This window comes from Vibrio sp. S234-5 (assembly GCF_000960595.1).
Taxonomy (GTDB): domain Bacteria; phylum Pseudomonadota; class Gammaproteobacteria; order Enterobacterales; family Vibrionaceae; genus Vibrio.
The window spans coordinates 57,135-78,944 of record NZ_JZAM01000295.1; the positions used below are offsets into that span (position 1 = coordinate 57,135).

The 21,810-nt window shown below is 50.8% G+C and carries 17 protein-coding genes and 1 riboswitch; of the genes, 7 read left to right on the forward strand and 10 right to left on the reverse strand.

Annotation, left to right across the window (positions count from 1 at the left end):
• Positions 1–94: 94 nt before the first annotated feature.
• The 4 genes from UF06_RS18135 (at position 95) to UF06_RS18150 (ending at position 6,586) form a co-directional block, all read left to right on the forward strand.
• Positions 95–742 (forward strand): LuxR C-terminal-related transcriptional regulator, encoded by a 648-nt coding sequence (locus tag UF06_RS18135; protein WP_045571696.1) that lies wholly within the window; start codon positions 95–97, stop codon positions 740–742.
• A 165-nt stretch (positions 743–907) separates the two neighbouring features.
• Positions 908–1,780 carry a UTP--glucose-1-phosphate uridylyltransferase GalU gene (gene galU, locus UF06_RS18140; protein WP_045571697.1) on the forward strand — a complete coding sequence of 291 codons (873 nt, stop codon included), beginning with the start codon at positions 908–910 and terminating at the stop codon, positions 1,778–1,780.
• A 142-nt stretch (positions 1,781–1,922) separates the two neighbouring features.
• On the forward strand, positions 1,923–4,745 hold the full coding sequence (gene uvrA / locus UF06_RS18145; RefSeq protein WP_045571698.1) for an excinuclease ABC subunit UvrA: 2,823 nt from the start codon (positions 1,923–1,925) through the stop codon (positions 4,743–4,745).
• A gap of 68 nt (positions 4,746–4,813) precedes the next feature.
• On the forward strand, positions 4,814–6,586 hold the full coding sequence (locus UF06_RS18150; protein WP_045571699.1) for a PglL family O-oligosaccharyltransferase: 1,773 nt from the start codon (positions 4,814–4,816) through the stop codon (positions 6,584–6,586).
• A gap of 58 nt (positions 6,587–6,644) precedes the next feature.
• Here UF06_RS18150 and UF06_RS18155 read toward each other — a convergent pair whose 3' ends face one another.
• Positions 6,645–7,766 (reverse strand): alanine--glyoxylate aminotransferase family protein, encoded by a 1,122-nt coding sequence (locus UF06_RS18155; protein ID WP_045571700.1) that lies wholly within the window; start codon positions 7,764–7,766, stop codon positions 6,645–6,647.
• Positions 7,767–7,977: 211 nt separating this feature from the next.
• Positions 7,978–8,156, forward strand: a riboswitch (Lysine riboswitch).
• Positions 8,157–8,276: 120 nt separating this feature from the next.
• On the opposite strand from UF06_RS18155, the gene lysC reads away from it, so the two are divergent.
• The gene (gene lysC / locus UF06_RS18160; protein ID WP_045571701.1) at positions 8,277–9,632 is read left to right on the forward strand and encodes a lysine-sensitive aspartokinase 3; all 1,356 of its coding nucleotides are present in this window, start codon (positions 8,277–8,279) and stop codon (positions 9,630–9,632) included.
• Positions 9,633–9,695: 63 nt separating this feature from the next.
• On the opposite strand, the gene metH is transcribed toward lysC, so the two are convergent.
• Complete coding sequence (gene metH / locus UF06_RS18165) at positions 9,696–13,376, reverse strand: methionine synthase (RefSeq protein ID WP_045571702.1); 3,681 nt, start codon at positions 13,374–13,376, stop codon at positions 9,696–9,698.
• Positions 13,377–13,566: 190 nt separating this feature from the next.
• On the opposite strand from metH, the gene UF06_RS18170 reads away from it, so the two are divergent.
• A complete protein-coding gene (locus UF06_RS18170; RefSeq protein WP_045571703.1) occupies positions 13,567–14,904 on the forward strand; it encodes a sodium:proton antiporter in 1,338 nt (445 codons plus the stop codon).
• Between the two features lie 181 nt (positions 14,905–15,085).
• On the opposite strand, the gene UF06_RS18175 is transcribed toward UF06_RS18170, so the two are convergent.
• The 8 genes from UF06_RS18175 to mlaF all read right to left on the reverse strand — a co-directional run bounded on the left by UF06_RS18175 (position 15,086) and on the right by mlaF (position 20,511).
• Complete coding sequence (locus tag UF06_RS18175; protein ID WP_039430642.1) at positions 15,086–15,811, reverse strand: 1-acylglycerol-3-phosphate O-acyltransferase; 726 nt, start codon at positions 15,809–15,811, stop codon at positions 15,086–15,088.
• Between the two features lie 135 nt (positions 15,812–15,946).
• Entirely contained in the window at positions 15,947–17,212 is a 1,266-nt protein-coding gene (murA, locus tag UF06_RS18180) for a UDP-N-acetylglucosamine 1-carboxyvinyltransferase (RefSeq protein WP_039440387.1), read from the reverse strand.
• Between the two features lie 10 nt (positions 17,213–17,222).
• Positions 17,223–17,477 (reverse strand): BolA family iron metabolism protein IbaG, encoded by a 255-nt coding sequence (gene ibaG, locus UF06_RS18185; RefSeq protein WP_045571704.1) that lies wholly within the window; start codon positions 17,475–17,477, stop codon positions 17,223–17,225.
• Positions 17,478–17,480: 3 nt separating this feature from the next.
• The gene (locus UF06_RS18190; protein ID WP_045571705.1) at positions 17,481–17,798 is read right to left on the reverse strand and encodes a lipid asymmetry maintenance protein MlaB; all 318 of its coding nucleotides are present in this window, start codon (positions 17,796–17,798) and stop codon (positions 17,481–17,483) included.
• Complete coding sequence (locus tag UF06_RS18195) at positions 17,798–18,433, reverse strand: phospholipid-binding protein MlaC (protein ID WP_045571706.1); 636 nt, start codon at positions 18,431–18,433, stop codon at positions 17,798–17,800. Before UF06_RS18195 ends, UF06_RS18190 begins: the two co-directional genes overlap by 1 nt.
• Positions 18,434–18,435: 2 nt before the next feature.
• A complete protein-coding gene (mlaD, locus tag UF06_RS18200) occupies positions 18,436–18,924 on the reverse strand; it encodes an outer membrane lipid asymmetry maintenance protein MlaD (protein ID WP_045571707.1) in 489 nt (162 codons plus the stop codon).
• 2 nt (positions 18,925–18,926) lie between these two features.
• Positions 18,927–19,715 carry a lipid asymmetry maintenance ABC transporter permease subunit MlaE gene (gene mlaE / locus UF06_RS18205; protein ID WP_045571708.1) on the reverse strand — a complete coding sequence of 263 codons (789 nt, stop codon included), beginning with the start codon at positions 19,713–19,715 and terminating at the stop codon, positions 18,927–18,929.
• Positions 19,708–20,511: a phospholipid ABC transporter ATP-binding protein MlaF gene (gene mlaF / locus UF06_RS18210; protein ID WP_045571709.1), complete on the reverse strand. Its 804-nt coding sequence runs from the start codon at positions 20,509–20,511 to the stop codon at positions 19,708–19,710. The genes mlaE and mlaF overlap by 8 nt, the downstream gene beginning before the upstream one ends.
• Before the next feature lie 315 nt (positions 20,512–20,826).
• On the opposite strand from mlaF, the gene UF06_RS18215 reads away from it, so the two are divergent.
• Positions 20,827–21,792, forward strand: coding sequence for a calcium/sodium antiporter (locus UF06_RS18215; RefSeq protein ID WP_045571710.1), 966 nt, complete (start codon positions 20,827–20,829; stop codon positions 21,790–21,792).
• Positions 21,793–21,810 lie beyond the last annotated feature (18 nt).

Below are 21,810 nucleotides of genomic sequence, written 5' to 3' on the forward strand. Positions count from 1 at the left end.
CATTCCTGCCCTGCTGGTATTGGCCTGCCATCAATGACAATTTCTCAACCATCCCACTTATCATTAGGTCAATTTTTATCTTTCGGAGCCACACATGAGAAAATCCTCCTATGCCAGAAGCTTATTCTTTCTCCAGCGAGCACACGCACAGCCCCCAGTATTTATTGATACCTTAGCACGCGCTATCGATCTTCCGATACCAGCGATTAACCCAGAAACCTTGATGCGTATCGATCCATTGCACCGCAACCGCATCCTGCTGATCGACTATCAAGAACACAAAGCATTGCTTTCACAAATTAAAAATCTGCCACTGATTTGCAAAAACTTTGAAACCATCATTTTCAACGTACCAAAGCGACTGAGCACCGATGAACTGCTCGGACTTGGGCAAAGCAAAGCGGTGTTCTACTCTGATAGCAGCGTCGAAAAAATTGCGGAAGGTGCTATTGCCGTGATTGAAGGGCAAAACTGGCTACCTCGCCACATTCAAGCGCAGCTTCTGCATTACTACCGCAATATGTTCAACACCCATACCGCGCCCGCCAATGTGGATCTGACTATTCGCGAAATTCAAGTGCTACGTTGCTTACAAGCTGGAGCGAGCAATGCCCACATCGCCGAAGATCTGTTTATCAGCGAATACACGGTCAAATCGCATCTCTACCAGATTTTTAAAAAGCTTTCGGTAAAAAACCGTCTTCAGGCCACCGCCTGGGCCGATCAACATCTACTCTCGTAACAAAATGGGCAGAATTTGTGGTTTGTTTATAGGGTATCGCTCGCTCTCGGGTTAGAATCGCAGCATCTTATGCAGCCAACCGTGCAGCGAGCGCCCTTTCATGCGCCTGTCACACCCAGTTTGCTATCATATTGCGCTGCAACCACAGTTAAAGGACGCCGTTTGATGATTAAGAAATGCCTCTTTCCTGCCGCTGGTTATGGCACACGCTTTTTGCCAGCGACTAAATCCATGCCAAAAGAGATGATGCCAGTGGTGAATAAACCCCTGATTGAATATGGTGTTGATGAAGCCATTCAGGCGGGGATGACTGGGATGTGTATCGTCACTGGCCGCGGTAAGCACTCGATCATGGATCACTTCGATAAAAACTACGAGCTAGAGCATCAAATCAGCGGCACCAATAAAGAGGTTTTGCTTGATGACGTGCGCGCACTGATCGACGCGGCCAACTTCACTTATATCCGCCAGCGGGAAATGAAAGGCTTAGGCCATGCGATTCTTACCGGGCGTGAGCTTGTAGGTGACCAACCTTTTGCCGTCGTGCTGGCCGATGACTTGTGTGTCAACCAAGAACAAGGCGTGCTGGCACAAATGGTCGCGCTATTTAAGCAGTTCCGCTGCTCTATCGTCGCCGTGCAAGAAGTTCCGGAGAACGAAACCCACAAATATGGCGTGATCGCCGGCGAAATGATCAAAGATGACCTATTTCGTGTGGACAATATGATTGAAAAACCGGAACCTGGCACCGCGCCAAGCAACTTGGCGATCATTGGTCGCTATATTCTCACTCCCGACATTTTCGATTTGATCGAACAGACCGAACCCGGCAAAGGCGGCGAAATCCAGATCACCGACGCACTCTTAAAGCAAGCTAAATCGGGCTGCGTGCTGGCATACAAATTCAAAGGACACCGTTTTGATTGTGGCAGTGTTGAAGGCTACATTGAAGCCACCAACTACTGCTACCAGAACCTTTACCTGAAAGATGAGAAGAAATCGGAACTCGGCAAACAGTCGACCAAACGCCAGCGCTAAAGCACCATTTCTTCGCTTCTATCTCTTGTTACGGCGCGGTTGAACTGCGCCGTTTTAACTGTTTTTTTATCCAGTATTTTATTGCACATTTCTCACACTATGTAATACTTGCTCAACTTGGTATTTCACAGAGCATTTGAAGATGGACAAGATAGAAGTTCGCGGAGCACGTACTCATAACCTAAAAAATATCAATCTCACCATTCCCCGAGACAAATTGATCGTGATTACTGGCTTATCCGGTTCGGGTAAGTCGTCCCTCGCGTTTGATACCCTCTACGCCGAAGGGCAGCGACGTTACGTGGAATCGCTCTCGGCTTACGCGCGCCAGTTCTTATCTCTGATGGAAAAGCCGGATGTGGACCACATCGAAGGGCTTTCGCCAGCGATCTCCATCGAGCAGAAATCCACCTCGCATAACCCGCGCTCCACCGTCGGTACCATCACCGAAGTGTATGATTACCTGCGTCTGTTGTACGCGCGTGTTGGTGAACCTCGCTGCCCTGAGCATAAAGTGCCGCTTTCAGCGCAAACCGTGAGTCAAATGGTCGACAAGGTGCTGGAGATGCCCGAAGGCAGCAAAATGATGTTGCTGGCACCGATCGTCAAAGAGCGCAAAGGCGAGCACGTGAAAACGCTGGAAAACCTCGCCGCGCAAGGCTTTATTCGCGCTCGTATCGATGGCGAAACGTGCGACTTGTCCGATCCACCCACACTCGAACTACACAAGAAACACACCATTGAAGTGATCGTCGATCGCTTTAAAGTGCGCGCCGATCTGCAACAGCGTCTGGCAGAATCGTTTGAAACGGCACTAGAGCTCTCCGGCGGTATTGTGGTTGTGGCTCCTATGGAAGGTGAAGGCGAAGAGATCGTCTTTTCGGCCAACTTTGCCTGTCCACACTGTGGTTACAGCATGCAAGAGCTAGAGCCCCGCCTGTTCTCTTTTAACAACCCGGCTGGCGCTTGTGGCACTTGTGACGGTTTGGGAGTGCAGCAATATTTTGATCCGGACCGAGTGATCCAAGATGCCAATCTCAGTCTGGCACAAGGCGCGATTCGCGGCTGGGATCAAAAAAACTATTACTACTATCAGATGCTCACTTCGCTGGCCGAACATTATGGTTTTGATCTACATGTGCCGTTCAACACTTTGCCGAAAAAGATCCAAGAGATCATTCTCAAAGGCTCGGGCCGTGCTGAAGTGGAGTTCAAATACATCAATGATCGCGGTGATATTCGCGTTAAACGTCACCCGTTTGAAGGTATTCTCAATACTCTGGAGAGACGCTACCGCGATACCGAATCCAACTCGGTGCGCGAAGAGTTAGTCAAATACATTTCGACCAAACCGTGTGCCAGTTGTGGTGGTACTCGCTTGCGTTTAGAAGCGCGCAACGTGTTCATCAACGACACCACCTTGCCGCAGATTGTCGAACTCAGCATCGCCGATGCATTGGCGTTTTTTGCCAACCTCAAGCTGGAAGGGCAACGCGCGCAGATCGCGGAAAAAGTGATGAAGGAGATCAACGACCGCTTGCAGTTTTTGGTCAATGTCGGCCTCAATTATCTCAACTTGTCGCGTAGCGCTGAAACCCTCTCAGGCGGTGAGGCGCAGCGCATCCGCTTGGCAAGCCAAATTGGTGCAGGTTTGGTGGGGGTGATGTACGTGCTCGATGAGCCCTCCATCGGTCTGCATCAGCGCGACAACGAACGGTTGCTGAAAACGCTCAATCACCTGCGCGATTTAGGTAACACCGTCTTAGTGGTTGAGCATGATGAGGATGCGATCCGCATGGCCGACTACGTAATTGACATCGGTCCGGGAGCCGGGGTACACGGCGGGCAGATCGTCGCCGAGGGCAGCGTTGAGGAGATCATCGCCAATCCAGATTCACTGACGGGTCAATACCTGAGCGGCGTGAAAGAGATCGCCGTACCACGTGAACGCACCTCGTACGATGCGAACAAAACCGTCGAGTTGATCGGCGCGAGTGGCAACAACCTGAAAAACGTCAACCTCTCAGTGCCCGTGGGTTTGTTTAGTTGCATCACTGGCGTATCCGGTTCTGGCAAGTCGACACTGATCAACGATACCTTCTTTAAAATCGCCCACACTGCACTCAATGGCGCCACCACCGCTCAACCCGCGCCGTATAAAAGCATTAAAGGGCTGGAGCATTTTGATAAGGTGATTGATATCGACCAGAGCCCGATTGGTCGCACGCCGCGCTCGAACCCGGCCACTTATACGGGCATTTTTACCCCGATCCGCGAGCTGTTCTCGGGTACGCAAGAGTCTCGTTCACGGGGTTACAAGCCCGGGCGCTTTAGTTTCAACGTACGTGGCGGTCGCTGTGAAGCCTGTCAGGGCGATGGCGTGATCAAAGTCGAGATGCACTTTTTACCCGATGTGTACGTGCCGTGTGATGTGTGTAAAGGCAAACGGTATAACCGCGAAACACTGGAAGTGCGCTATAAAGGCAAATCGATTGACGAAGTGCTAGAAATGACGGTCGAAGACGCACGCGAGTTCTTTGAACCCGTTCCGGTGATTGCGCGTAAATTGCAAACCTTGATGGATGTCGGCCTCTCCTACATTCGCCTTGGTCAAGCGGCGACTACGCTCTCCGGCGGTGAAGCGCAGCGGGTGAAACTGGCGCGTGAACTGTCCAAACGCGACACCGGTAAGACCTTGTATATTTTGGATGAACCGACCACGGGTCTGCATTTTCACGATATCCAACAATTGCTTACGGTTTTGCATCGCCTGCGCGATCACGGCAATACGGTGGTGGTAATTGAGCACAACTTGGATGTGATTAAAACCGCTGACTGGATCATCGACCTTGGTCCTGAGGGCGGACAAGGCGGCGGCGAGATCATTGCCCAAGGCACGCCGGAAGATGTGGCCTTGGTCGAAGGTTCGCACACTGCGCGCTTCCTTAAGCCTATGTTGAACTAGAAAAAACAGGTAAAGTGATGAAACCAGCTGCGTGCTGGTTTCATTGTTTACAATTACAGAAAACGTTTATGGCAACCATACATGTAAGTGGAACTCAGCTCGACCAGCCACCCGCCCGTATTCCGTTGAACAGAAAATTTCTCGCAGCGATGGCGGCAGTGTTTCTGGTGGCGATGCACTTTTTTATGCCCAATCCCGGCGGTTCTGGGTTGGCGCTGTCGTTTAATCCAACCACTTGGATAGCCTTTTCGGTCGCCTTCGGTATCGGCTGCTACCATCTCGCCAGCAATCAGGCGCTGCGTTATTCCAAGTTGACTGTCGGCCTCCTGGTCAGTTGCGTGATCCTCTCTATCCCGCTGTTTTATTCCGCTACCAATTACGAACTCTCGCTCGGACGCATGCTGGGTTTGTGGGCGGGGATGGCGTTTTTTATCCTGCTGCAACAGTTCAGCTTTAGTAATAAACACAAGCAGAGACTGCTGTGGCTGGTGGTGCTGGCGGTGGTGATTGAAGCTTGTCTGGGTTACTACCAATATCTGTGGCTCAAAGCGGATAACTGGATGGGCTACGACACACTCTCTAATCGCCCTTACGGCATCTTCCAGCAACCGAATGTGATGGCCAGCTTTCTTGCAACAGGGTTGGTGATCTCGGGCTATTTGTTGGCAAGACAACCACACAAATACAACAAGCATTTGAGCGAAATCACCTTGCTCTACCTTGTGCCGCTCTTCACCGTACCACTGATTGTAGTGCTGGCGTCTCGCACTGGGTGGTTAGCGGCGTTATTAGGCGTGTTGCTGCTGCTCCCTTACCTCTACCGCTTTGGCACAAAAATTCGCTTTTGGGGTTGGCTCATCGCCGTCATTGCTGGGTTGGTGTTGGCCAGTGCGATGCTCAATAACGTCAATCCCGATGGTGACAGCCTCGCTGCACGCAAAGCCAATTTCGACTCAGCGCGCGAATACACCTTTCCGCAAACACTGGATATGCTGATAGAAAAACCGTTTACCGGTTACGGCTACGGCAACTTTGAATCCGCATACACCTTGTATACCGCAAGGCAGCACTTGCTTAATCAAAATTATCCCGCTGGCTTACCAGCCATGGATCACCCGCACAATGAGCTGCTTTATTGGGGCGTCGAGGGGGGAATCATCCCGCTGATTGGGATTTTGCTGGCGGCCTTGTTAGTGCTTAACCGCATTATGAACACCAAGAAAGGCACACGTTTGGCGGTGTTCGCGCTGTTTGTGCCCATTGTGCTGCACAGTCAACTGGAGTATCCCTTCTACCATTCAGCGGTACACTGGCTGACCTTCATCATTTTGCTGTACTGGATTGATCAGCGCGCGACGCGGATGAAGTCGGTCTCTTTTAGTGTTATCAGCAAAACCGTCTTACGAGTGATGAGCTTGGTGGTGCCGATCCTCACGGCGTTTTATATGTTGAGCGCCCTGCACACCAACTATGTCCTGACCCAATTTGAAACCACACGACCACTTGACCCAGATCGGCTCAAGCAAGTGACCAATCCTGTGGTGTGGAAAGATCGCTTCGATTGGGATGTGTACAGCACCTATCTCAACATTGGCTTAGCCACTCAAGATGCGGCGTTAATCCAACCATATATAGACTGGTCGTTGGAGATCATCCAGAGCAAGCCGCGCCCGGCATTTTACTCCAATCTGATCCTCGCTTACCAAGGTTTGGGGGATCTTAGTAAGGCCGAACAAGTGCGCGCCGAAGCGGAGTTTCTCTTTCCCAAGCACGACTTTACTCAAGTGCAGTATCAACCGCCCTCGAGTGCACGCTCGGCCACGGTTTCTGCCGGCCAATAAAGGCATCAAGCGAAGCGCATCCACGCTTCGCTTTTTTATTTACAACGCCCGAGCGTTGTTACAGCGCCAACGACTCTTCTAATGCGCGAAGGCAGAGTGCAACGTTTTCTTCTCGTGCCCCATAGCCCATCAAACCAATGCGCCATGCTTTGCCCGCCAACGCCCCTAAACCTGCGCCGATTTCTAAGTTATAGGTTTCGAGCAGATGCGAGCGTACTTTCGCTTCATCAATGCCTTCCGGTACATAGATGGCGTTGAGCTGCGGCAGACGGTGAGCCTCATCTACGACAAAGCGAAAGCCGAGTTTCTCCAGCCCGGTTTTCAGTTTGTCGTGCATCGCTCTGTGCCGTGCCCACGCATTCTCCAACCCTTCATTTTTCAGCATCAGTAGCGCTTCATGCAGTGAATAGAGGCTATTGACTGGCGCCGTGTGGTGATAGCTGCGCTTGCCTGCGCCGCTCCAATAGCCGAGTACTAAGCTTTGATCCAAAAACCAGCTTTGAATCGGCGTGGTGCGCGCTTGAATTTTTTCAATCGCGGCTTTTGAGAAGGTCAATGGCGACAATCCCGGTACGCAAGAGAGGCACTTCTGGCTGCCAGAATAGACCGCATCCAGCTGCCACTCATCCACTTTGAGCGGCACGCCACCGAGTGACGTCACGGTATCGGCAATGGTTAACAACCCATGCGCTTTGGCTAGTTTACCGAGCGCCTCGGCATCGCTCATCGCACCGGTTGAGGTTTCGGCGTGCACAAAGGCGAGGATCTTGCTGTCTGGATGCTCCGCAAGCGCTTGTTTTACCTTCTCAACTGAAACGGGGCGACCCCATTCATCGTCCACCAGCACCACTTCGCCACCAGCGCGAATCACGTTTTCCCGCATCCGCTCACCAAACACGCCATTACGACAAACAATCACTTTATCGCCGGGCTCAATCAGGTTGACGAAGCAAGCTTCCATACCCGCACTGCCAGGCGCCGATACCGCGATGGTGAACTCATTTTCCGTTTGGAAAGCGTATTTGAGTAGCTGTTTTAGCTCGTCCATCATGGCGATAAAAAGTGGGTCTAAGTGGCCGACCGTCGGGCGACTTAACGCCTGTAACACCTGCGGAGAGATGTCCGATGGCCCAGGCCCCATAAGAATTCGACGTGGTGGATGAAAACTTTGTATCGTCATAGCGGCTCCTTGCTAAGCGTGAAAGGGTTGTTATGGACTTAGATTAGTATTGAAAGCTGAGCTTTCCACACTAAAGCAATATTTCCGCCACGGCAATTAGCCGACTGTCTTACAGGTCTAACCAGTGTCACAGTTTTGTTAATAAAAACTTTCACTCCTGCCTGAAATAGCCGTTGACATTAAGTGGCGAAAAACGTTCAATGTTTGAGCTTTATGCAGAAGAGGAGCACTGCCCAGGCAGGTGTTTCGTGGAGCCGCAACTCCGATACGAAATACTCAGGGGGAGCAGTGCCGAGGTAGATCAAGGTTGCTGGAATTGATCTGTCGGTTGGCTTGGGTTGAGTCCCATCAACTGTCATCAGCACCGTCTGATGAAGAGCTTCTGAGGGACATTCTCTGATTATTCAAACTGACCTCTTTCAATTGCTCTATCCCCTTTCCTCACCAAACAAACATCGGATGTTGGGTTACCAACGATAGTTATTTTTTAGAAGTCGTGGGAGAAATGCCGTGAGCGCATTAAATGTAGCGAAATTTGGTGGAACCAGTGTGGCCAACTTTGAGGCGATGAGCCGCAGTGCCGCCGTGGTCGAAAACAATCCAGACACGCGTCTGGTAGTGAGCAGCGCCTGTTCTGGGGTGACCAACTTATTGGTTGAACTGGCCAACGGTGTACAAGCGCAAGAGCGACGCAACCAAATCCTCAGCCAACTGGCAGAGATCCACGATGCGATTCTCAATCAGTTGCAAGACGCCAGCGAAACCGCCGCCGAAGTGTACGCTCTGCTTGATACCGTGACCAGCTTAGCCGAAGCCGCTTCCATTCAAGCCAGCACCAAACTGACCGACCACTTGGTCGCCTGCGGTGAGCTGATGTCAACGCACATTCTCACTCAATTGATGAAAGAGCGCGGTTTGAATACGGTACGTTTTGATATCCGCGACGTACTGCGCACCGATAGCAACTTTGGCCGCGCAGAACCGGATGTAACGCAAATTGCCCTGCTCGCCCAAGAAAAACTGTTGCCGCTGTGCCGTGATTTTATCGTCGTGACACAAGGCTTTATTGGCTCTGACCTTGATGGCAACACTACCACGCTTGGCCGTGGGGGAAGCGACTACAGCGCCGCGCTGATTGCTGAAGGATTAAAAGCGACGGGTCTTGAGATCTGGACCGACGTCCCGGGCATCTACACCACCGATCCGCGCATCGCGCCCAAAGCGGCTCCGATCCCTGAAATCAGTTTTGCTGAAGCGTCAGAAATGGCGAACTTCGGCGCGAAGATCCTTCATCCTTCGACGCTGGTTCCGGCGCTGCGTCATGATATTCCGGTGTTTGTTGGCTCGTCCAAAGAGCCCGAGAAGGGCGGTACTTGGATTCGTCATGAAGCACAGAGCTCACCGCTGTTTCGTGCCTTAGCCCTGCGCTGCAACCAAACCATGGTGACGCTGCGTAGCGCCAAGATGTTCCACGCCTACGGTTTCCTCGCCAAAGTATTTGAGATTTTGGCAAAGCACAAAATTTCCGTCGATCTGATCACCACTTCAGAAATCAGTGTTTCGCTCACGCTGGATAAAACCGACACCTCGGGCGGTGCGCCTGAGTTGCCTCAAGCGGTTCGTAGCGAGCTCGAAGAGCTGTGCAACGTGGAAGTTGAACATAACCTATGTCTGGTCGCCTTAATCGGTAACCACATGGAAACCAAAGGTTACGCCAAAGAGGTCTTCAGCACACTGGGCGATTTCAACCTGCGCATGATCTGTTACGGAGCGAGCGATCACAACCTGTGTTTCCTCGTCGATGCGCACGACTCGAAGAAAGTGATTCAAAAGCTGCACCAAGATCTGTTTGAGCAGCACAACTAATGCTCACCAATGTAAAAAGGGTTGCCTCGTGGCAACCCTTTTTTTCGGTCGAAAGTGTGTGGTTTAACCGTTGATATTCGGCCCCAGCCATTTTTCCGCTTCGAGTAGATCCCAGCCTTTGCGCTGCGCGTAGTCTTCTACCTGATCTTGCTGGATCTGTGCGATCGCAAAGTAGCGTGATTCTGGATGAGAGAAATACCAGCCCGACACGGATGCCCCCGGCCACATTGCATAGCTGCTGGTCAGTGACATACCGATCGTTTGCTCGACATTGAGCAGTTCCCATAATGCGCCTTTTTCCGTGTGCTCCGGACACGCAGGATAACCGGGTGCTGGACGAATACCTTGGTATTTCTCGCGGATCAATTCTTCATTGGATAACTTTTCATCCGGCGCATAGCCCCAAATTTCTTGCCGTACTTTCTCATGCAGATATTCGGCAAAGGCTTCTGCCAGTCGATCCGCCACCGCCTGAATCATGATCGCGTTGTAATCATCGCCCTGAGCTTTGAACTCATCAGCCAACTCACGCTCATTGATGCCGCCAGTGACCGCAAATGCACCAATCCAATCCTTTTTGCCTGAAGCTTTCGGCGCAACGTAATCCGACAAACAGTAGTTGGCGCCTTTCGGCTTCTCGGTTTGCTGTCTTAAATTGTGCAGCACTTTGACCACTTGGCTACGCGATTCGTCGCTATACACCTCAATATCGTCACCAATGCTGGCGGCTGGGAAGAGCGCACACATGCCACTGGCTTTCATCAGCCCTTCTTGCTCAATTTTATCCAGCCAATCATTGGCATCTTTGAACAAGCGCTGCGCCTCTTCACCGACCTCTTCGTGGTCGAAAATGGTCGGGTATTTGCCCACCAGCGACCACGTCATAAAGAATGGGGTCCAGTCGATATACTGACGCAAAACCGCCACGTCAAAATCGGCAAACACATGCACACCCGGCTTAGCCGGTGCTGGCGGCGTGTAGCTCTGCCAGTCGATCGCCGCTTTGTTGGCGCGTGCTTCTGCCAAGGTGACTGGTTTACTTCTCGGTTTCTTACGATTGTGCTGATCGCGCACCAACTCATAATCGGCCTGCAAGCGTTCGACAAACGCCGGACGCAGTTCGTCAGACAGCAGCGAAGTACACACCCCAACCGCACGCGAAGCATTATTGACGTACACCACGGGATGAGAATAGTTCTGCTCAATTTTGACTGCGGTGTGCGCTTTGGAGGTGGTCGCACCGCCGATCAGCAGTGGCAAATCAAAGCCCTGCCGCTCCATCTCTTTGGCCACATGCACCATTTCATCCAAAGACGGGGTGATAAGGCCTGAGAGGCCAATGATGTCGACCTGCTTTTCTTTAGCCACTTTGAGGATCTGCTCACACGGCACCATGACGCCTAAGTCTATGATTTCGTAGTTGTTACATTGCAAAACGACGCCAACAATGTTCTTGCCGATATCGTGCACATCGCCTTTCACCGTGGCGAGCAAAATCTTGCCGTTGGTTGAACCGGACTGCTTAGATGCATTAATAAACGGCTCTAAGTGGGCCACCGCCTGCTTCATCACCCGCGCCGATTTCACCACCTGAGGGAGGAACATCTTGCCTTCACCAAACAGGTCACCGACCACGTTCATGCCATCCATCAACGGCCCTTCAATCACTTCCAGTGGCTTAGACGCGTTCAGCCTCGCTTCTTCGGTGTCTTCGACGATAAACTCAGTAATGCCCTTCACCAGCGCGTGTTCAAGCCGTTTAGCCACAGGCCAAGTACGCCATTCCAGCGCTGAGGCATCTTCCACTTTGCCCACGGCATTTTCACGATACGCTTCGGCGATTTCCAACAAGCGTTCAGTGCCATCTTCACGGCGATTCAGCACCACATCTTCGACCGCTTCGCGCAGCTTCTCAGGCACGTTATCGTAAATTTCGAGCTGCCCGGCGTTGACGATCCCCATGTCCATGCCGTTTTTGAAACAGTGGTAGAGGAACACCGCATGAATCGCTTCGCGCACATAGTTATTGCCGCGGAAAGAGAAAGAAACGTTCGACACCCCGCCAGAAATCATCGCATGCGGCAGATCGCGTTTGATGTCCGCCACCGCATTAATAAAGTCAACCGCATAGTTATTATGCTCATCAATGCCGGTCGCGATGGCAAAAATATTCGGGTCGAAGATCACATCTTCTGGTGGAAAGCCGACTTCGTCGACCAGAATTCGATAAGCCTTGGTACAGATCTCCAGTTTGCGCTCGCGCGTGTCAGCTTGGCCCACCTCGTCAAACGCCATGACAATCACTGCCGCGCCATAACGGCGGATCAGTTTGGCCTGCTCAACAAACTTGGCCTTACCCTCTTTGAGGGAAATCGAGTTGACGATGCCTTTGCCTTGAATGCATTTCAGGCCCGCTTCAATCACTTCCCACTTCGACGAATCCACCATCACCGGCACTTTGGAAATTTCTGGCTCGGACGCACACAAGTTGAGAAAACGCACCATACACGCCTCGGCATCCAACATGCCTTCATCCATGTTGATGTCAATAATCTGCGCACCGTTTTCTACCTGCTCGCGGGCCACATCCAAGGCTTCATCGTAAAGCTCTTCTTTAATCAAACGCTTAAAGCGCGCAGAGCCGGTTACGTTGGTGCGTTCACCGACGTTAACAAACAAGGTATCTTTCGCTATCGTCAGAGGCTCTAGCCCGGAGAGACGACACGCCACCGGAATGTCTGGCAAGACACGCGGCGCGACCCCTTCAACCGCCAGCGCCATATGGCGAATGTGTTCTGGCGTGGTACCACAGCAGCCACCAACGAGGTTGATAAAACCGCTTTGAGCCCACTCTTTGACGTGCACCGCCATCTCCTGCGGCGAGAGATCGTATTCACCAAACGCGTTTGGCAAACCCGCATTCGGGTGGGTAGAGACGTACGTTTCTGAGATACGTGATAGCTCTTCAACATACGGACGCAGTTCGTCAGGGCCTAAAGCGCAGTTCAAACCAAACGAGATAGGTCTCACATGGCGCAACGCGTTGTAGAAGGCTTCGGTCGTTTGCCCAGAGAGTGTGCGCCCGGAAGCATCGGTAATGGTGCCGGAGATCATCACAGGTAAGCTGATGCCAAGTTCCTCGAACACGGAATCGACGGCAAACGCGCACGCTTTCGCATTCAAGGTATCAAAAATGGTTTCAATCAGAATGAGATCGGATCCGCCACGGATCAGCGCACGAGTCGATTCCGAATACGCTTGCACCAAAGCATCAAAAGTGACATTGCGGTAGCCCGGATCGTTCACATCGGGAGAAATAGAACAAGTACGGTTGGTTGGACCGAGCACCCCAGCCACATAGCGTGGTTTTTGCGGATTTTTAGCGGTCCACTCGTCCGCCACTTCACGAGCCAGTTTAGCTGCAGCGAAGTTAATTTCTTCGCTTAAGCTTTCCATTTCGTAGTCCGCCATGGCAATGGTGGTGGCGTTAAAAGTGTTGGTTTCGAGAATATCGGCACCCGCTTCCAAGTAAGCGCAGTGAATTTCTTTGATCAACTGAGGCTGGGTTAACACCAGCAAGTCATTGTTGCCTTTGAGATCACAGTGCCAATTTGCGAAACGCTCACCACGATAGTCTTGCTCTTGCAACTTGTAACCTTGGATCATGGTTCCCATACCACCATCAATCAATAAGATACGTTGCTTTAGTTGCGCTTCAATCTGCTCTCTAATATTACTTCCCACGATAACGCCTCATTCCTTTCATTATTAGGACATCCTATCACACAATCTTCAGGAGTCTAGACGTCTAAAAATTCTAATTACGCCTATTTGATGCGCCTAGCCGATTGATAAAAGAATTAGCAAAAAATGTTTGCTATTTGTGCAGTGAAGAAAGAAAATTTCGTTCATAATTTGTTACAAAGAGAAGCTCATGTCGGTCTACTACACTCTCTGCTTTTTGTCTGCGGCAGCAATGCTGATTGCGTTCGTTAACAGCAAAATCGGCAAAATGCAGACCACCATCGCCATCACGGCGGGTTCTATGGTGCTGTCACTCCTTATCCTCATCGCGGGTCAAAATAATTGGTTTCATCTCACCGAGATCGCCACTCAAACGGTATCGAGTATCGACTTTGAAGATTTTCTTCTCAAAGGGATCCTCGGTTTCCTTCTGTTTGCCGGCGGGCTGGGCATTAAGCTTCCCAACCTCAAAGATCAGAAATGGGAAATTACCGTACTGGCTTTAGGCGCAACTCTGTTTTCTACCTTCTTCATTGGTTTTGTTCTGTATGGTAGTTGCCAGTTGATCGGCATCCAGTTTGACCTGATTTACTGCTTACTCTTTGGCGCTCTGATTTCCCCAACCGACCCTATCGCGGTGCTGGCCATCGTGAAAAAATTGCATGCGCCAAAACGCATTTCAACCCAAATTGAAGGCGAATCGCTGTTTAACGACGGCTTTGGTCTGGTGATTTTCGTGACGCTGTTCACCATCGCTTTCGGTAGCGAAGCCCCCACTGTCGGCAGCGTGACCATGCTGTTTATCCAAGAAGCGATTGGGGGCATTGTCTATGGCTTCGCTTTGGGTCTGCTGTTTCACTACCTGATCTGCGCGACCGATGACCACTCGATGGAGCTCTTGCTCACCATCGGTGTGCCCACCGCAGGCTATGCGTTTGCTGAAGTGATCCACGTTTCTGGTCCACTGGCGATGGTGGTTTCAGGCATCATGATGGGCAACTGGACGCGATTCATCGGCTTTTCTAAGGAGAGTGAAGATCACTTGGATCACTTCTGGGAGCTGGTGGACGAATTCTTAAACGGGGTACTATTCCTGCTGATCGGCATGTCAATGTTGCTGTTTAAGTTCCATCAGGAAGACTGGATCATGATGGCGATTGCGGTACCTTTGGTATTGGTCGCACGTTATTTGAGCGTCTTTATCTCATACATTGGTTTTAAGCGTTTTCGCAGCTACAACCCTTGGTCAATTCGTATTTTAACCTGGGGCGGCTTACGCGGCGGCCTAGCGCTGGCCATGGCGCTGTCGATTCCTAGCGGCATTTGGGTAATTGAAGATAAGCTGATTGACGTCAAAGAGTTTATTCTGGTTATGACCTACGCGGTCGTGGTGTTCTCCATTCTCATCCAAGGCTCAACCATTACCCCTATGATTGAGAAAGCCAAAAAAGCTGAAGCCGACTACGAAAGTAAACAAGCGGAAAAAGACCTCGCTACAGGTGAAAACGCTCAATCTCAGCACCCGTAACCGACAAGGTTAAACCCGGTTTAAAAGGAGGCAAATTTGCCTCCTTTTCTATACCAAGCAAAATCAACGCTCAGCCAGTCAACGAGAAGATCACCACGCAGATTGTTCTTCTACGCGCTTAGTCATGTTGTCTATTGTTAAACTCAACCGCTAGGTACAAAACTGGCCCTGATAATTATCTCTACTTGGCGTTGCGCTGCTTCACTTCCGCATCTAGGCTCTCGAGTTTCTCTTTCATTTGCTCGTGACACAGTTGCGCCAGTTCGCGCAGGTTCTCTTTAGCGTATCCTTCGGTGCTGATCGGAGGCAACATTTCGACAATCACATGACCATTGTTACAACGGTTCAGTTTAAGGTGATCGGTTGAGCTACAGACGATAGGAATGATAGGCACACCAGCACCAATCGCGGCGTGAAATGCCCCCGTTTTGAACGGCAGCAGGCCACGGCCACGCGAACGGGTACCTTCAGGGAACATCCACACAGAGACGTCAGAGGCTTTCATGCTGGCCACCACTTGGTCTATGGTGCCTTTCGCTTTAGTGCGGTTCGCGCGGTCAATCAAGATATTGCCAGTTAACCAGTACAATTGACCGAAAAACGGAATCCAAACGAGGCTTTTCTTGCCGACGGTCACCACCTTCGGGGTCACAGCGGTTGAAACGGTAAACAAGTCCCAGTTGTTCTGGTGGTTAGCAATATAAATGTGCTGACCACGCTGGTAAGCGTCCTCTGGGATGCGCAGTTCCAGTTTGATGCCATACACCGACGCCATTTTGGCAAACAGGCGGCCAAAGGTAAAAACATGCTTCGGATTACGCGGGCTAAGTAAGCAGTAGCCGCAGCCGAAGACAAACATCACAATCGCAAATAGCGCTGTTGCCAAGATACGTAAAAGGGCAATCATTCTGTTCTCCAGATGCCGATGAGATAAATAACCTAAATGTGTTTTGAGCAATAATTTGCCCAATTGATTCGCTGCGGGAAGCGGCTCATAAAAAAGCCGAAACCTGAGTTTCGGCTCTAGTTGAATCAAGTCAGTTTAGCTTGACTCACGAAAACGCTCAATATTTGCACCTAATGCATTGAGTTTATTTTCAATTTTGTCGTAGCCACGGTCGATATGGTAAATGCGATCAACAATCGTCTCCCCTTTGGCGATGCAGCCCGCAATCACCAAACTGGCCGAAGCGCGCAAATCGGTCGCCATCACTTGTGCGCCACTCAAACGAGTCACATCGCCACAGATAACGGTATTACCTTCGATATCGGCCTTCGCCCCCATACGCATTAGCTCAGGAACGTGCATAAAACGGTTTTCAAAGATGGTTTCGGTGATAACGCCGCCACCTTTCGCCATCATATTGAGCAAAGTGAACTGAGCTTGCATATCAGTTGGGAAACCGGGATGTGGGGCGGTACGAACATTGACGGCTTTGAGCTCACGCCCAGTCATATCGACCGAAATCCAATCGTCGCCCGTTTCCACCAGCGCACCCGCTTCTTCTAATTTGGCCAATACCGCTTCCAAAAGATGGGCATTGGTATTACGACACACTACTTTCCCGCCAGATACCGCCGCTGCGACCAAAAAAGTACCGGTTTCAATCCGATCCGCGACCACCGCATGACGGCCGCCACCAAGGCGTTCAACCCCTTCAATGGTGATGGTATCAGTGCCCGCGCCAGAAATTTTCGCGCCGAGCGTGTTAAGGAATTTGGCGGTATCAACAATTTCCGGCTCGCGCGCGGCGTTATCCAGCACAGTGGTACCTTGCGCTAAGGTGGCCGCACACATGATGGTGATGGTTGCACCGACACTCACTTTATCCATCACGATGTGAGCGCCTTGCAAGCGGCCATCGACGGTTGCTTTCACGTAACCATCTTCCAGTGTGATGGTCGCACCCAACTGCTCCAGGCCAGTGATATGCAAATCCACCGGACGGGCACCAATCGCACAACCACCAGGCAAAGAGACTTGACCATGACCAAAACGCGCGACCAACGGACCGAGAGCCCAAATCGAAGCACGCATGGTTTTGACCAAATCATACGGCGCGCAGTATTCCGTAATTGAGCTAGGGTCAACATGCACGGAACCATTGCGCTCGACTTTCGCGCCAAGGCGTTTGAGCAGTTCCATGGTGGTATCAATATCACGCAGGTGAGGAACATTGGCCACTTCAACCGGCTCCTCAGCCAAAATCGAAGCAAACAAAATAGGCAGTGCGGCGTTTTTAGCCCCAGAGATGGTCACTTCACCACTAAGCGGCTTAGTTGACCCAATAACACGAAACTTTTCCATTACTAAACCTTTACAGAGACATCAGTTTCTTATCACGGGCCCATTCAGTTGGCGTGTAAGTTTTAATCGAGACAGCGTGAATATCATTCCGCTGGATGTACTCCATAAGAGGTGCGTAAATCATTTGTTGTTTCTTAACGCGGCTCATTTCAGCGAAACGAGCGTCCACAGCAACCACTTCATAGTGGCTACCTTCACCTTTTACATGCACCTCTTCAAGGTTCAGTGCTTCTTCTAGTAACTGCTGTACTTTTGCGCTATCCACAATTTACCCCTGATAACTTTGAATATGTCCGGCAACCACAGTTTCGACGTTACTTAGTTGAAACAGTGTGCGCAACTGCGCTGGCACGAAACTGAGCATTATATGACAGTTTTGTCGTTTTGCATGCTCTATTAAGTGAATTAGCATCACCATTCCGGCAGAATCCACCCGTTTGATCTCAGCCAAAGAGCATTCCACCTGCGTCGCGCCGGGCTTCCAATGCTGGGCAAATTGCCACAATGACGGCACTTCGTCACGATCTAAATCTCCGCGAAGAGCGATTTTATCTGCAGCGATTTGCTGCCATTGTGCCTGCGCCATTAATTTTTTACCTCGAAGCGGATTGGCTGCGCCGCCAACTGTTCCAGTTCTTTTGCAACGGCCAACACGCCCTCTTGGCGAATCTTGCCATTCCACTCGGACTGTTTGCTAGAAAGTAAACTGATCCCTTCTGCCACCATGTCAAACGCTTGCCACTCACCATCTTTTTCTTTACGCAGCTTGAACTCCAGTTTGATGTTCGGCCTTGGAGAGTCAATGATATCGACCTTAATGCTAGTAATGCGTTTCGAGTCGTCCAGTGGCGGCTCTGGGCCAAACTCGACTTTCTGATCGGTATATTGCGTGAGTACTTGGGCGTAAGAAGTCACCAAATAGGCACGAAACGCGGTAATAAACTCACCTACGTCTTCTCGCTTCGCCCCTTTCAAATTGGGGCCTAATAATTTTAGCGCCGCGTATTTGTCGTTGATGTAAGGCATCAATTCCTCTTCGACCACCACTTTGAGGTGCTCAGGATTTTTCTGGATCAGCGCTTGATCGGCGGCCAAACGCTGAAAGGTTGTCTGAGAAACTTGCTTCATCATCTTATAAGGATCGGTTTTATCGATCTCTTGTGCTGAGACATTGACGCTCAGCAGCAGTAACGTGACTGCCACGAATAAACGTTGCAACATAGTTATTCCTTCTTCGACTCTTCTTTGTTCCCTACACTGTAGAGCACTTGTCCTATCAAATCTTCTAACACTAAGGCAGACTTGGTATCTTCAATGAAATCACCGTCTTTGAGCATTTGCTCGTCGTCAAAGACAAACCCCGGAACCAGACCGATATACTGCTCACCAATCAGTCCCGACGTTAGAATCTGCACACTGGACGTCTCTGGAAACTGGTTGTATCGGCTGCTGATCGAGAGTGTGACAATCGGTACTAAGGTCTGCGGGTTAAGCTCGATAGAAGAGACTCGGCCAATCACCACGCCACCCACTTTCACCGGTGAACGTACTTTAAGGCTGCCAATGTTATCGAACTCCGCTTTGAGCGCGTAACTATCGCCTGAACCTAAGCCTTTTACGTCAGCAACCTGAAAAATCATCACTAATATTGCGCAAATTCCTGCTAAGACGAAACTGCCAACCCATAATTCTGTTTTGCGTGTTTGTTGCATGATTAGTTCCCAAACATCAGTGCGGTCAGTACGAAGTCAAGCCCCAGTACTGCCAGAGAAGAGTGTACCACCGTGCGCGTTGTCGCACGGCTAATGCCTTCCGAAGTTGGAACGGCATCGTATCCATTAAATAACGCTATCCAGGTGACGGTGATAGCAAAGAAAACGCACTTGATCATGCTATTGCCGATATCTTGCCCAAGCTCAACCGAAGCCTGCATTGCCGACCAGAAACTGCCATGATCAATGCCTTTCCAATCGACACCAACCAATTGCCCCCCCCAGATCCCGACGGCCATAAAAATCATCGCCAGCAACGGCATGGAGATTAGCCCAGCCCACAAACGAGGCGCAATCACCCGCTTAAGCGGATCAACCGCCATCATCTCCATGCTGGATAGCTGCTCGGTGGCTTTCATCAAACCAATTTCAGCCGTGAGTGCCGAACCTGCTCGTCCGGCAAACAGCAATGCCGTGACCACGGGGCCAAGCTCACGCAGTAGCGAGAGTGCCACCATCTGCCCTAAGCTGCCTTCGGCACCGTAATCGACCAGAATCACATACCCTTGCAGGCTCAGCACCATGCCGATAAACAGGCCTGAAACCACGATGATCGCCAGCGATTGTACGCCGACGCTGTGGACTTGCTTCACTAACAATGGCAGATTTTTCAGAGGTTGCGGGCGTGTGAATACTGCGCCGAACAACATCAGGCTCGCCCGTCCAAATGACTCGCAAATCGCCATCAAACGGCGTCCGACCCCGGAGACAAAGTTGATCAATTCAGACATGGTCAAATAAATCCTTCTCAATGCTCTGGGCGGGAAAGCGAAATGGCACCGGGCCATCGGCGTCACCCTGCAAAAATTGCTGGACACGCGGATCGCGGTTGTCTCGCAACTCCTCCGGCGTGCCTTTCGCAATCACTTTGCCATCGGCCAGCAGATAGACCCAGTCAGCAATGCTCATCACTTCAGGGACGTCGTGGGAAACGACGATGGAAGTCACGCCAAGCGCCTGATTGAGATTGCGAATAAGCTCAACCAATACCCCCATGGTGATCGGATCTTGGCCGACAAAAGGCTCATCAAACATGATCAAATCCGGATCGAGCGCAATCGCACGCGCTAACGCCGCGCGGCGAGCCATGCCTCCGGAGAGTTCGCTTGGCATCAAGGTCGAAGCCCCTCTCAAACCGACCGCTTCGAGCTTTAACAGCACTAAGGTACGAATCAGTTCTTCAGACAATTGGGTGTGTTCTCGCAGCGGAAAAGCGACGTTGTCAAACACGTTGAGATCGGTAAACAGCGCCCCAGACTGGAACAGCATGCTCATTTTCTTGCGCGCTTGATAGAGCTTACTGCGCGATAACGCTGGGATATTGTCACCATCAAACCAGATTTCGCCCGCTTCGGGCAAAATTTGTCCGCCGATCAAACGCAGTAAGGTGGTTTTACCAATTCCGGACGGCCCCATGATCGCGGTGACTTTGCCTTTCGGAACCTCAAGGTCAACGTGATCAAAGATCAGCCGCTGGCCTCGGGAGAAAGTCAGCCCTTTAATGGTAACTAAATCGTTGTTCGACATAGTCTCTCTTGTCAGTGTTGGTTAGATGGGTCTTCAATTTGAGTTGCCATCATAAGCAGATTAGTTAGTAATTAAAAGCACTGTTCGATTAAATAACTCGCACAGAATCGTCACATCTTGCACACAAATTGGCGTTGCAATCCTCTGCAGGATAGCAAATGTAAAGCATACACGAGTGCACGGCGTGCTGTATAAAGCGCTAACGAAATCCTAATCCAGTCGTAATTTGTTACTTGTTTGTCTTCCCTTTTTTCACTCAAAAAGTCAAAATTAGCGGTTAAACCTTCAACTCAATATAACTTTCTGGGAATCATCATGCTCGAAGCCATCGCGCTACTTATCGTCGGTCTTGTTCTACTGGTCTGGAGTGCAGACAAACTTGTGTTTGGTTCTGCCGCTTTAGCTCGCAACATGGGCATTTCACCGCTGGTGATCGGCATGACCATTTTGGCCATGGGCTCGTCAGCACCAGAAATGATGGTTTCGGCCACTGCGGCGTTAGAGGGCAAAACCGACACCGCTGTGGGGAACGTATTGGGTTCAAACATTGCCAACATCGCCTTAATTCTCGGCATCACTGCTTTGATTAAGCCGTTGTCGATCAGCTCTGCTATTGTGCGTCGTGAGCTACCTTTGATGATCGCCGTGACTGTGCTGTCTGGCATCTTGCTCTGGGACAGTCACTTAGGGTTTTACGAAGGCATTCTACTGTTTGCTCTCTTCGGTGTATTTTTATTTGCCATGCTGCAGATCAGCAAAAAAGAGCAACAGCGCGGTGATGCATTCTTAGACGAGCAAGAGTCGGAAATCCCACAAGGGGTGAGCAACGGCAAAGCTGGCCTGTGGATCGTCGTCGGCCTGATATTGCTACCTCTGGCCGCCGATATGCTGGTCGATAATGCTGTGGTGATTGCCAAACATTTTGGTATGAGTGATCTGGTCATCGGCCTGACCATTATCGCGGTCGGCACCAGCCTGCCAGAACTCGCCGCGTCTCTCGCTGGGGTGCTCAAAGGCGAAGATGACATGGCAGTGGGCAACATTATCGGTTCTAACGTGTTTAATATTCTTGCGGTGATGGGATTACCGGGCATTCTCAACCCATCCGTCTTAAGCGAATATGCGATGGGACGCGATTTCTGGGTGATGCTAGCTATTTCGTTGTTACTCGTGGTCATGGCACTGGGTAAATCTCGCAGTATCAGTCGCATCGAAGGCGGCATCCTGATGATCTGTTTTGTCACTTATCAAAGCTATCTATTGATGAACATGACCGCTTAATCGATCCGCTGAGGAGTA